Origin of the sequence: Enterovibrio norvegicus FF-33, from assembly GCF_000286835.2 — a bacterium.
Classification (GTDB): Bacteria; Pseudomonadota; Gammaproteobacteria; order Enterobacterales; family Vibrionaceae; genus Enterovibrio; species Enterovibrio norvegicus_A.
Genome location: NZ_AJYD02000038.1, coordinates 153,442 through 166,112 on the forward strand (window position 1 = coordinate 153,442; position 12,671 = coordinate 166,112).

Genomic DNA, 12,671 nt, shown 5'->3' on the forward strand with positions numbered 1-12,671 from the left:
AAGTTGGCACCATCCTATAAAAATTAATGCCTAAATCACGCTAAAAATGTCACCACCTGCACTTACTGGACGAAAGTGTCACTCATCAAGGATTCGTGATGTCAGAAAACCAAATCCAGCGCGACAATCAATTCCCCTTTTCCAAAAGTATCGTAGGGAAAGTGGGATTTATTATGGCAATGATGACACTTTGCGCCATGCTGCTCTCTATATCCACCTATGTCATGCATGATACCGCCAGCACTGACACCACGAATACCCGCCAGTTAGAAATCCCACGCGCCCTACTTTCAGTCTCTATGCTACGTTTCGTCGGTGAAATGAACCGGAATATGCTGAGCTATGCCTTAGGCGAAAGCGCCTCACTCGACACCTATTTCAAGAACAAGAACCAATTTGAAGTTTCGTTGAAAGAGCTGAATAAGATTCATGGTGATAACGCCAGTAAACTTCATCGTATTGAAAGTAATTACAAAGCGTTCGAAACGAAAATCGAAAGTGAGGTACTCAGACAATACGACCCACAAAGAGAAAAGTGGGCAATGAATGAAAAGAAACTGATCAAGAAAGACCTTGCACCAGAATTGAATCGTGCCATTCAAGCGCTGTTAGGGTTAGATGTTAGCAACGATACTGAGACAAACGTTGAGAACCAACAAATCATATGGCTCATGAGAGAGGATGCAGAAGATATGATGTCTTCTGTGTATTTCTATCTCAACGGTGAAGATAACCAAATTAAACATTTCCATGAAAATGCTGCTTTCTTTTCCAATTATCTCGAGCAGTTACGGGCGATGTCCACTAACGAACAATACACGCTAAATCTTGACGAAATTGAACGAATCATCAACGACCTAGTGACACGCACCGAACGAATCTTTAGCGAGTATGACCCGTTCAAAAAGAATGAAGCAATTCATGCCCTTAAAACCATCAACAACAACGAATACAAAACACTGGAAACATCGCTAACAGAGTTTTCACGCGAGACCAGTTTCAGTGCGGCCAACTCCATGGCCAGCCTGCATAAAGTATTGAAAAACAATCAGATATCTTTTTTCGGATTGTTTGCCATCATGACACTAGTCAGTATTGCACTGACCGTTTACATCTATAAAAAAGTCACGCAGCCTATCGCTAGGCTCGCTGATACCATGCGCAACCTCGCTGATGGTAATACCGAGATTCCGATCCTTTACAAAAACAGACCTGACGAAGTGGGCCAAATCTCTCACGCACTTAGCTCCTTTCGCGACCACATCATTTCGCGAAATCAGGCAAGAGAACAACTTCTCTATCAGAAAGAATTGGCAGAGGCGGCTTCAAAAACCAAAGCACAGTTTTTGGCGGCAATGAGCCATGAAATACGTACGCCAATGAACGGCGTCATTGGCATGATTGATATTTTGCGGCGCTCAAAGTTGGACGCGACACAAATGGGCGTGGCCACAACGGTTCGTGATTCGGCGTTATCACTTCTTTCTATCATCAACGATATTCTCGATTTTTCTCGTATTGAAGCCGGAAAGATGCGAATTGATGATGTTCCACTGTCATTGCGCAACATCGCGGAACAGGTGATGGATAATTTGGCAACAGAGGCGACAGACAAAAACGTATCCTTGACGCTTTACATATCTCCCTCCGTCCCAACGTGTCTCAGTGGTGACCCTACCCGCATTCGGCAAATACTGTTTAACCTTATTGGTAACGGAATTAAATTTTCAGGTGGTCAACCACATCGTGGAGAAGTGCAAGTTTGGATAAAAAATCAACCTGAACACAACAACCACTCATCCATATCCATCGAGATTCGTGATAACGGTATTGGTATCAGCCAAGACAAGCTTGAAGCGATTTTCAAACCATTTACCCAAGCTGAGTATTCAACGACTCGTCGCTACGGTGGCTCAGGCTTAGGCCTCGCAATCAGTCAGAACATTGTTTCTCTTATGGGGGGAAGTATTCGCGCTGAAAGTGAGGAAGGCATAGGCTCAATATTTACCGTAAGTTTTGAACTGCCTGTCGCTGACAACATCAACATTCCAGAAAATTGCAATATTGACTTGCTGCGTGAGTCTGCGCAGACGCTTAGCAGCGTGATATGCGTCAACACACTAGAAAACGGCGCCCTAAAAACTAGCATCGATAACTATCTGCAACAGTTAAATATTTCCTGTCACAGCACGTCAGTCGAATTGCTGCATCAGCAAAAATTTGAGCGAAGCGATGTGAAATACGTCGTCATCTGTCGCGATTATCTACAAACCAAACAACTCATGCCGCCATTTCTTTCGTCTAGTGTCGAAATTCGCTATCTCGAACTCGATATGCAACTCCCCGTCCATCGTTATGGTGGTATTGATGTGTTTGCTGTCTATGCTTCGCCATTGAAATTGTCGATGCTACTCAGCGGCTTGCGCATCTGTGTTGGGCTTGAAAGCCCTGACTATCCCGCGCTTGACACCAGCACAAGAGAAGCATTCATCGAACGTACTGATCAAGAACAAGGAACCATTCTTGTCGCAGAAGACAATGTCACCAACCAAACAGTGATCAATAAACAGCTTACTTATCTCGGCTACAAGGTCGTCATGACAGGTGATGGCTTAGAGGCTTTGCGTGCTTACCGTAAACAGGCATTCACTCTTGTGTTGACCGATTGCCACATGCCTAACATGGACGGTTATGAACTCACTCATGCCATACGTGCTATTCAAAAAGAACGAAATGAATTTGTCCCAATTATTGCGCTAACTGCCAATGCACTTGTTGGCGAGGCTGAACGTTGCATTGAGACAGGCATGAACGATTTTATAGCGAAACCCGTTGAAATTGATGTTATCCAAAAAGTACTGAGTAAATGGTGCTCTAAGAGCAAGCCCTTCGAGGAAATATCCTCTCCGACCAGTGTCGCATTAAACGTCTCCGATCCCTTGATCCACGAGACAGCGCTGCAAGAGGTAGCGAACACCGACACCGCGCGGTCTGAAAATATGATCCAAGAGACTGCTCTGCCGCAGGTAGAGATGGAACTCGAAGCCAGTGTGCTTCAAAAGCTGTTCTGGGGAGATAAAGAAACCTACGCAGACGTTCTCGGAGAATTCATCAAGCACTGTGTGCCGGAATTAACCGACTTGGCGATGACACATGCCCCTTATGATTTTGACCAAATAAAAGCCTCTGCACACAAACTAAAAACATCATCTCGCAGCATTGGGGCATTTGCCCTTTCAGACTTGTGTATTTCGCTTGAACAAAGTGCTGATGCAAAAAGTAACGACATAGAATCGTTGATTTTCACTTTGAATGAACAACTCGATGGAACCATTTCAGCAGTTAAATCCAAACGCATTGCATTAACACATGAACTCGATCATGGAAAAGTCAGCACACCTGATGCTTGAGAACTCGGCACTTTTTCCAATTTAGTGCCACAATTGACGAGATAATTTTAAAAAAAGAACGAGCGAGTTATTTATGAGAAAAACTAAAGTTGTGACCACGGAAGACATCCTACTGAAGCTTTGTAAGTCTGTTACATCCGTGCTTTCGAAAGCAACAGATTCACCTGTTCACTACTCTGCCATGGTTCAGAAAATCACTAAAACCAGTCTGAAGCCTGATTTTGGCTGCTTCGTTCTCTTTGACGGTGGTTTTTCTGGTCTTGTGGTCATTAATTTCGACGCGAAAGCGGCACTTGAGCTCTACACCAAGTACATGTCACACATGGGTATTCCAGAGGAAGAATTAGCCACTCTTCATACGTCTGACGAGGTAGCTGATGTGCTTGGCGAGTTAATGAATCAAATGGTGGGTGACTTCACGGGTAAAATAAAACGTTCGCTTCAAACCAACATTACCCAAAATCAGCCAAAAATGATGGCAATCAACAAAAACATTAATGTCACTGTTGATAGCAATATCGATCGCCCTCAGGCTCGCAGAGTGAGCTTTAGCACCGAAGATAACAATATTTTCTACCTCGAGCTTTCCATGGAGAGAACGGAGTTCATCCAACTCGAAGAATTTGAAGAAGCGGAAGAACTCAACCCTGACGATATTCTCGAGACAGAAATTGCTAAACAGCTAGAAGGCAAAGATTCAAAGAAATCCAATAGTAAGCCGCAGCAAGAAACCAATTCATTGATGGATGACCTCGGCATTTAATCTATTCACAACGGCGTAATTTGTCGTTGTGATGATTGGTTGCCCATGCTCCTCAACGAGCCAAGGAGCGAGCAAATGGACGCAGCAAACATTTGGTTAGAAGATATCAAGTCATGGTATAGCGAAGGTACGAGTTCCGGTGTCAATGGGTTGGCAAACCTCATTACGAATACGCCCTCTGTCCTTTTCGCTCCACCTATTAGCCAAACACAAAGCGATGCCATCGCTTATTTTGTCGATGGCTGTGAAAAACTACAGCGTCTTCATCAAAGCGAAGGCCGCATAGATGAAGCTTATAATTATTTGCAGTTTTGCTATGCGAAACTTCAAAGTTTGGCTTCTCATGCTGATGTCGAAAAAGAGGTTAAACGCTGGAGCCTGAAGAAACTCGACACGATCATTGTGGGAATGATGGAATTTTGCCAACAACAGCAAGATAACGCTTGGATAAAAGAAAGTGAGGTATTGGTCGAGCTTCATGTTGCTTTTATGCAAGGGCAAAACGGCCTCAACCTTTATCAATCTCACCGCTCATTTCGCTAGCAAATTGTCAGATTTGCTCGCGTAAATTGCTTGGAAAATAGAGATATACAACAAGAGTCGGCACATTGGCCGACTCTTTTATTTCCAGCTTTAACTATCTGTCAGATATTAAGCTTGTTGAGCGACAGCCTGTGGCTCTTCACTGCGTTTCAGCACGGCATACAGAACACCAGTTACCACAGTACCGGCGGCGATAGCACCTAAATACAGGAGTACAGGGGTAATCGCATTCGGAATAAACAGAACAAATATACCGCCATGTGGTGCCATCAGTTTTGCCCCAACCAGCATCGACAAGGCTCCCGTTAATGCCCCACCCGCCATACACGCTGGAATCACTCGCATGGGATCACGCGCGGCAAACGGAATGGCACCTTCAGAGATAAAGCACATTCCGAGGACAAATGACGCTTTGCCCGCTTCTCGCTCTTGTGCTGAAAATCGGCTTCTTGCTAACCACGTCGCAAGGCCCATCCCCATTGCTGGCACCATACCTGCCGCCATCACTGCCGCCATCGGCGTATACGTTTGAGAGGCCAACAGACCCACACCAAACGTGTATGCTGCCTTGTTAACCGGGCCACCCAAGTCAAAGCACATCATCGCACCAAGAATCACACCCAATAGCACGGCATTGGTGGAACCCATACTGTTTAAAAATTCGGTCAGGCTATTCATGATGCCAGCAACAGGACCACCGACAACGAAGATCATCACAAGGCCAGTGATCAAGCTCGCCACCAATGGAATAATCAGTATTGGCTTCAATGCCGCCATGGAATCTGGCAGTTCCAATTTATCCGCAATGAATTTCGCGGTGTAACCCGCCAAGAAGCCCGCGACGATACCACCAAGGAAACCCGCGCCAGTTGAACTGGCCAACATACCACCAATCAAACCCGGTGCTAAGCCCGGACGGTCTGCAATCGAGAATGCAATGAAACCGGCCAGCACAGGCACCATCAATGCAAACGCACTTGCGCCACCAATTTCCATTAACGCCGCAGCCAACGTACCTTGCTCTTTAAACGCTTCGATGCCAAACACAAACGAAAGCGCAATACACAAACCACCCGCTACAACCAATGGCAGCATGTGAGATACACCTGTCATCAAGTGTTTGTAAGCGCCAGTGCGCTCATTCTTATTGGCGCTATCAGATTTCGTGCGACCGTGCTTATACACTGCCGCTTGATCAAAGGCGTTAGCCAGTTCTTGTTTGGTCTTTTTTAAGGCCGCACTGGTACTGGTACGATATACGCGTTTGCCATCAAAGCGGGCCATGTCCACTTCGATATCTGCGCCAATAAACACCAAATCTGCCTGCGCAATTTCTTCATCGGTCAGTTGGTTTTTGGCGCCAACAGAGCCACGAGTTTCAATTTTCACCCACATACCCTGCGCTTTGGCTTCTTCCTCAATGGCTTCAGCGGCCATAAAAGTATGCGCTACACCGGTTGGACACGCCGTAATGCCGACGATACGAATTTTTGCAGAGGCAACCTTGTCAGTATCAGTCGCTGGCGCAATATCTTTATGTGCGTAAACTTTCGCATTTGACGCTGCATTTTCTATCAATTGCGTTGAACTGCTATAGCATTCGTCAAGTGAGGCCTGATAAACCTTCTTGCCATTAAAGCGTGCCATGTCAGAAACAGGACCGACTGCGATGATTAAGTCTGCGGACTCAATGTCCGATGCAGAGGCCTTCTGCACTGCTTTCACTGTGTTTTGGCATTCTATCGTTGCTTTCCACTTCAGCGCTGCCGCTGCTTTTTCCAGCATGCCTGCCGCGATGATAGTGTTTGCAATACCGCTTGGGCACGATGTAATAATGACTGCTTTCATCTTTCTACCCCTGTTTCATGATTTGCTTGTAACTGTTTTACGCTTATCTCGTTTTGCAGCGCTTCGACTTGATAAATATCCGACACGCCGACATTAATCTGTGTCACGGCGAGCGCGGATAGCGCCGTTGCAAAACTGAGTGCCTGTTCTTTTTCCCATTGATTAAGCTCAGCCCAGCACAGTCCTGCAACTAAGGTGTCCCCGGCACCGACGGTGCTGACAACCTCCATTCGAGGAGGCTGACTAGCAAACCATTCGCCCTCGCTACACCACAACACACCGTCTGCCCCGCGAGAAATGACCACATTTTGAATGCCTGTTGCCGCCAATGCAGAGCCTGCATCCTGCAGGGATTGGTAATCATTGAGTTCTCGTCCTGCCCACTGTGAAAGCTCTTCATCATTCGGTTTCACCAACCATGGAGACGCTTTCAGCCCCTCAACAAGTGCTGCATTACTGCTGTCAAAGAACACTTTTTTGCCTTTCTCTCGCAGGGCGGCAATCCAGCCATGTAAATGAGCTGGAGTGACGCCAACAGGAAGGCTGCCAGCAATCACGAAGAGATCATTGGTTTTAGCCAATTCAAACAAGGTATTTTCGAATGCCTGCAATGAGGCCAGATCAACCGTGACTCCAGGGAAGTTCAAGTCCGTCACTCGTCCAGTGTCTTCAACTAGCTTCACGTTGATACGCGATGCGCCTGACACACGAATAAATTTGTCTTCAATGCCGAGTTGTTCAAACAGATGTGCGAAAGGGTCTTGGTTGTCGTCGCCTAAGAAGCCCGTTACCGTGACTTTCGCGCCAAGCTCTGCAAGCACCTTAGCGACATTCACGCCTTTGCCACCTGGGTTGAGGTTTGATGAATTGATTAAGTTAACGAATCCCGCTTTGAGTGTTCCCATGCTTCCGGTCATATCCAGTGCAGGGTTAAGCGTTACGGTTACCACGCCGTTATTTTTCATTTATCAGCCCTCACCCAAACCATTGGCTATCGCTTCGCCAATCGCATCTATTGCTTGCAGGGCATCAACGCCATCAGCCGTAAACTCAAGCTCATGCCCGTGCTTAACGCCTAACGCGATGACTTTCATCAAGCTTTTAGCGTTGACTTGCTTGCTTTCAGAACTGACATTGGCCACCCAAATTTGAGAGTCGAATTTTTTAGCAACACTCACCAACATTGCGCCAGGTCGCGCATGCAAACCGTGGGCGTTTTTAATCTTGAACGTATGACTGATACCCGCCTGACGCACTTCCGTCAGTGCTTTAATCACATCTTCAGCAGTGCTCGCAAACAGATCGTTGGTTTTTCCATTGAACAAAAGTGCACTGAGGTTATTCAATATTTCAACGTGTGCTGCACCTGACGCCGCAATAGCAATCAGCCCTTTCACAGGTTTGCTTTCCACGTCAAATGGCATGTGTACTGAAATGAAAGACAAGGCAGGTCGGTTTACGCCATTTTCGGATGAAGCGAGCCATAGCCCCTGCCCTAAATACGTGGCAGGTTTTACGAGCAAATCTGCAATGTAATCTTCATTCACCGCGTTTGCGTTCTTAAGTTTGCCTGCCGTGACCGCGAGTAATGAAATCAAGTCAGAGCCAGGAAAATCAACAGTGACCACAGAGTCATCAAAAAGAAGTCCTTTTTGCCCTTCACCGTTTAATATCGCCAGCACATCATCTGCAAGCACCGCGCTCTTCAGCGCATCTTCAACACCATCTGCAGACAACACATGGGTAAGTTGTTTCAAAATGCCTAAGTGCTCATCCGATTTCGCCGCAATACCAATAGCAAGGTAAACCGTGTTGCCATCGCCCCAATCAACACCTTCGGCAAAATGATGAAGCTGTACGCCAGTTTCCTTCACCAAGTCTCGCGTGTCTGTGGTGCCGTGCGGAATCGCAATGCCATTGCCGAGAAACGTCGAATTTTGCGCTTCTCGCGCAAGCATGCCTACATCGTAGCCTTCAGCAACAAGACCTTTATTTACCAAGTCTTTTGCAATATTGCTGATCGCTTTTTGTTTATTATTCGCCTGCTTACCTAGGAGAATATCGCTTGGTGTGAGTTCCAACATTTTGCCTACCTCTGCCGTTAGGTGAATCATGCTCACCGGCGTTTACATACCTTGTTTATCCTTTCTCACCCACTAGCTGAATCGTTTCAGCAAGCAGGTCAAAAAAAGGGCTCCGCGCACATTTTTAAACATGCTGAAACCTTTCTGCTATTGATGCTGAATCCTTTCAGCTTATAATGCAAAGAATGATTTTGATCCAATTTGCGTTTTTTGATCACGCGCACAGAGTACGGAAATGAAAAACAATGAAGCTAAATGAAATTGCAAAGTTGGCAGGCGTTTCTCGTACCACGGCAAGCTATGTGATCAATGGAAAATCGGCCAAGTACCGCATTAGCGAACGCACACAGCAAAAGGTCATGGCGGTTGTGAATGAACATAACTATCGCCCAGACCATGCAGCCAGTGCATTGCGCGCAGGAACCAGCCGCTCTTTTGGCCTTGTGATCCCCGATTTAGAGAACACCAGCTACGCTAAAATTGCCAAACTTCTAGAGCGAGACGCTAGGCTGGCAGGCTATCAACTTATCATTAGTTGCTCTGACGACAACCCTTCAACAGAAATGCAGGTAGCCAACACGCTGCTCAGTCGAAAGATTGATGCCTTGATTGTTGCCTCCTCATTGCCTGCGGACAATGACTTCTACCCTGCCATTCAATCTTCAGGCACACCTGTCATCGCCATTGACCGAGCATTGGATGATGAATATTTCGCCTGTGTCATTAGCGAAGATCTCGAAGGGGCATTCGCCCTGACGGAAAAATTGATGGAAGAGAACGTTAAATCGATAGGCTTGATTGGTGCAGTCCCAGAGTTGGGCGTATCGAAAGAGCGCGAACAGGGCTTTCTCTCCGCGGCAAGTCAAGCCGGTGTCGCCACACAAGTGATTCACGGAGACCATTTCAGCCAAGAAGAAGGTAAGCGGTTGATGCTGTGCTGGTACGAGAATAACCTGCTACCCGATGCCGTGGTTACTACCTCTTATGCGCTATTTGAAGGTGTACTTGATGCTATTCTCGTTCATCCCGACATTGCTAATCACACGAAATTCGCCACTTTTGGTGACAACCGCATGCTCGATTTCATCCCGATGAAAGTGCAATCTTTGCCACAGCAGTTTGAATTGATCAGTGAACACGCATTAGAACTCACCCTCAATGCCATTGCAGGCCGCTACCAACAAGGTGTGGAAGTAGTGCCAAGAAAGCCGAAGTGGCGCATATAACCCAAAAGGCAAAGAAATAGCGGCGGAAGAGGCTTAAGATCACATTTATTGAAAAAGACAAAACACTTACTGGTATACTCTCCGCATTAAACAAAAGACAGATCAACGTCCTAAAACAGACCTTTCATTAAAGGCATCTGAAAAGGCATGTTCAAAAAAGGCAGAGCCATGAATTTAAAAACCACAATACAAGAAGACAATAAGCAGCTTGATTTTTGTCGCCGTCACCTAGAAGTGGCCAACTTGACAAAAAACCACGAAGAAATTGCGAAGCTGACTAATGAAATCAACACATTAACGCTTAAAATTTCCGAAGCTAAGTCCCAGCAACAAACTCATCTAAGTGCAAAAGCACAAAAAATCGTTGCTTTGAACTTCAATCGTGTTTTATCAAAAACCGAACAAGCCGACATGGGTAAATTGAAGAAATCTGTTCGCGGCCTAATGGTTGTGCATCCAATGACTGCATTGGGTAAAGAAATCGGTGTCACAGAAGTAACAGGCTACGCACAAAAGCCATTCTAATCGACCCATTATTTGCAGTGAGAACCCATCGTGCGACGCTGGGTTCTCACTCTCTTGGCTCGTTGAAACCAATAATCCAACTCAAACAACGCGATCTTTTAGCATCACTGTCTTCGCTACACCCTCGAAAATTGTAGTGGTCAACTCATTCCGGACAGTAAATTAGGTCGATTTTCAGCTTTCGCAGGTGGAAGCCCACCGTTATAACTATGCGCTCTCTTCCAATTTTAATAGCTCATCAGGTAATGACTGATATCTTTGGATGCCTAAGCGAAAAATGCATAGCCTGTTGCTGGTATCCATTCAGATTTTAGACTTCTAAATAGCCTTTCCATTGGAGCGTTGTCCCAGCAGTTGCCACGTCGACTCATGCTTTGTGTCATCCGATACCGCCACAGGTGTTGTCGAAACTGGCGACTGCTGTATTGGGACCCTTGATCCGAATGGAACATCACGCCACTTGGTTTTCCTCGGTGCTCATACGCCATCGACAACGCTTTTGTCACCAATGCCGCATCAGGACTGTCAGACATGGCCCAACCGACAACCCGTCTGCGATACAGGTCAATGACAACGGCAAGATAGCACCAACGATGACCCGCCCATATATAGGTAATATCGCCGCACCATACTTGATCTGGGCCGTCGACAATGAACTGACGATCAAGATGATTGGGAATATCAGGCCGCTCAACCGTGGCTTGCTTATAGTTATGTGAGTCGGGTTGCTTTCTGATGAGTTGTGCCTCTTTCATCAATCGGCAAACCTTGAATCGTCCAATCTTATGTCCGATTTCACACATCATGTCGACCAGAGTGCGACTACCCGCAGAGCTTCTGCTCAGCGTAAACAGTCGGTTGATCTCGCTACGAAGATGCAAACGTTCAGCATCAATATCATGGCGTCGTTGGCAGTGCTCATAGTCAGTCGACGTGGCGATACCGAACACAGCACAGACCAATTCACCGGTTCTTGCTCTCTCAATTGGTCTATCAACGCGTACGTTCGAGTTCGTCCGACATCAAGAGAGCAGTTGAATCTACAGTCGCCTTTTTTAGAATGGATTTTTCTCGTTCAAGTCGATGGATCCTTGCCTCTAACTCTTGGATTTTCTGCTGCTCTGGCGTTAAGGCTTTGGAAACTGGCGTACTACCGCCACGCTCTTGTTCAAGTTGTGTGACCCAGCGTCTGAGTCCTGTTTCACCGATGTTTAATGAGCGGCTAGCCTCAGCAATTGAATACCCTTGGTCAAGCACCAAGCAGGCTGCTTCCAGTTTGAATTCAGCTGAAAATGAACGACGTTGTCTTGTCATGGAACACCTCTTTCTTTAGTGGTCATTTTATCACCTTAAATGGTGTCCGGGATCATTAGACCACTACAGTTCCATTAAATTAACTGTGGATCAGCCAATAAATATCCTTGTAGGTAGTCACAATGTAACGTCATAACCTCTAACATAGACTCTTGAAATTCAATACGCTCAACGATCACTTCTTTACCAAAACTTTCTCTTATTTCAGATACAGTGTTTTTATTTTGTAACGCCATATCAAGCTCAATCTTTATAAAACGAAAACACTCATTCGCCAAAAGCGAGAAGTCCAAGTACTGCCCCATCAGATCGAAATCGTCAAGCGCAAACTCAACACCAAGATCAAAAAGCCTATATACACTTCTAAGATCGAGTCGTTCAATATTTCTTTCCGTAATTTCAATAACCAAATTCGCGCCAGCGAAAAAAAGCGCTTGGTAAAGTTCATAAACTTCCACGGTTAGAAACGATAACACCTCAGGTTCCATATTGATAAATATCAGTTCACCTTCATCGAGGTTAATGTTTTTCTTCCTAACCTGTAATGTCAAGAATTTGATTTGCTCCTCAGCAAGGTTTCTTCTGTACTCTCGCGATAAACCATCATAAAAAGCGTCCACATCATCAATATTATGTGGTCTAAAAAGTAACTCTCTCGCTTTCTTTTCGAATTGGCCGAATCGCCTAACTATAGGCTGACTAAAAACACGAAACCTTACAACCGAACTTTCAATATCATTGATCTCCCAGGTCTGAATAGTTTTATTAACGTTAAAAAAATGAAAGTCATCCAGCTTGTAATTACGGACTAAATTCGCGGCTTTTTTAGTAGAAAACATTGTAACACCTCAACAGAATAATTCACCGAGGAATATAAAAACAAAAACAAAAAACCAGAAGTAATAAATTATAATAAGAAATAAAGCTAAAAAGTCAGCCTGAATTAACAATATAAAAC

The 12,671-nt window shown here is 45.5% G+C and carries 9 protein-coding genes and 1 pseudogene; 5 read left to right on the plus strand and 5 right to left on the minus strand.

What is annotated here, in order from left to right; genetic code table 11:
• The first annotated feature begins 98 nt into the window (after positions 1-98).
• From A1OO_RS09110 to A1OO_RS09120, 3 genes are all read left to right on the plus strand, one after another.
• Entirely contained in the window at positions 99-3,410 is a 3,312-nt protein-coding gene (locus A1OO_RS09110) for a HAMP domain-containing sensor histidine kinase (RefSeq protein WP_017002791.1), read from the plus strand.
• A gap of 73 nt (positions 3,411-3,483) precedes the next feature.
• On the plus strand, positions 3,484-4,173 hold the full coding sequence (locus A1OO_RS09115; protein ID WP_016962193.1) for a DUF3334 family protein: 690 nt from the start codon (positions 3,484-3,486) through the stop codon (positions 4,171-4,173).
• 75 nt (positions 4,174-4,248) lie between these two features.
• Positions 4,249-4,716 carry a hypothetical protein gene (locus A1OO_RS09120; RefSeq protein WP_016962194.1) on the plus strand — a complete coding sequence of 156 codons (468 nt, stop codon included), beginning with the start codon at positions 4,249-4,251 and terminating at the stop codon, positions 4,714-4,716.
• 108 nt (positions 4,717-4,824) lie between these two features.
• Here A1OO_RS09120 and fruA read toward each other — a convergent pair whose 3' ends face one another.
• The 3 genes from fruA to fruB are packed head-to-tail and all read right to left on the minus strand — an operon-like array spanning position 4,825 to position 8,648.
• A complete protein-coding gene (gene fruA / locus A1OO_RS09125) occupies positions 4,825-6,564 on the minus strand; it encodes a PTS fructose transporter subunit IIBC (RefSeq protein ID WP_016962195.1) in 1,740 nt (579 codons plus the stop codon).
• Complete coding sequence (pfkB, locus tag A1OO_RS09130) at positions 6,561-7,529, minus strand: 1-phosphofructokinase (RefSeq protein WP_017002792.1); 969 nt, start codon at positions 7,527-7,529, stop codon at positions 6,561-6,563. The genes fruA and pfkB overlap by 4 nt, the downstream gene beginning before the upstream one ends.
• A gap of 3 nt (positions 7,530-7,532) precedes the next feature.
• Positions 7,533-8,648, minus strand: a complete 1,116-nt coding sequence (gene fruB / locus A1OO_RS09135; protein WP_026023786.1) for a fused PTS fructose transporter subunit IIA/HPr protein — start codon at positions 8,646-8,648, stop codon at positions 7,533-7,535.
• 245 nt (positions 8,649-8,893) lie between these two features.
• Between fruB and cra the strand changes: the two genes are divergently transcribed.
• Both cra and A1OO_RS09145 read left to right on the plus strand, forming a co-directional pair.
• Positions 8,894-9,874, plus strand: a complete 981-nt coding sequence (cra, locus tag A1OO_RS09140) for a catabolite repressor/activator (RefSeq protein WP_017002794.1) — start codon at positions 8,894-8,896, stop codon at positions 9,872-9,874.
• Positions 9,875-10,021: 147 nt separating this feature from the next.
• Positions 10,022-10,399: a YibL family ribosome-associated protein gene (locus A1OO_RS09145; protein WP_017002795.1), complete on the plus strand. Its 378-nt coding sequence runs from the start codon at positions 10,022-10,024 to the stop codon at positions 10,397-10,399.
• A gap of 140 nt (positions 10,400-10,539) precedes the next feature.
• Here the strand turns inward: A1OO_RS09145 and A1OO_RS22980 are convergent.
• Both A1OO_RS22980 and A1OO_RS09160 read right to left on the minus strand, forming a co-directional pair.
• Positions 10,540-11,713 (minus strand): annotated as a pseudogene (locus A1OO_RS22980) (IS3 family transposase).
• Positions 11,714-11,787: 74 nt separating this feature from the next.
• Positions 11,788-12,552: an EAL domain-containing protein gene (locus tag A1OO_RS09160; RefSeq protein ID WP_016962202.1), complete on the minus strand. Its 765-nt coding sequence runs from the start codon at positions 12,550-12,552 to the stop codon at positions 11,788-11,790.
• Positions 12,553-12,671 lie beyond the last annotated feature (119 nt).

Excerpts from the sequence above, each read along its gene's own strand:
- A1OO_RS09145 (WP_017002795.1), top strand. The coding sequence starts at position 10,022 with ATGTTCAAAAAAGGCAGAGCCATGAATTTAAAAACCACAATACAAGAA.
- cra (WP_017002794.1), top strand. The coding sequence starts at position 8,894 with ATGAAGCTAAATGAAATTGCAAAGTTGGCAGGCGTTTCTCGTACCACG.
- fruB (WP_026023786.1), bottom strand. The coding sequence starts at position 8,648 with ATGTTGGAACTCACACCAAGCGATATTCTCCTAGGTAAGCAGGCGAAT.
- A1OO_RS09160 (WP_016962202.1), bottom strand. The coding sequence starts at position 12,552 with ATGTTTTCTACTAAAAAAGCCGCGAATTTAGTCCGTAATTACAAGCTG.
- fruA (WP_016962195.1), bottom strand. The coding sequence starts at position 6,564 with ATGAAAGCAGTCATTATTACATCGTGCCCAAGCGGTATTGCAAACACT.
- pfkB (WP_017002792.1), bottom strand. The coding sequence starts at position 7,529 with ATGAAAAATAACGGCGTGGTAACCGTAACGCTTAACCCTGCACTGGAT.
- A1OO_RS09120 (WP_016962194.1), top strand. The coding sequence starts at position 4,249 with ATGGACGCAGCAAACATTTGGTTAGAAGATATCAAGTCATGGTATAGC.
- A1OO_RS09110 (WP_017002791.1), top strand. The coding sequence starts at position 99 with ATGTCAGAAAACCAAATCCAGCGCGACAATCAATTCCCCTTTTCCAAA.
- A1OO_RS09115 (WP_016962193.1), top strand. The coding sequence starts at position 3,484 with ATGAGAAAAACTAAAGTTGTGACCACGGAAGACATCCTACTGAAGCTT.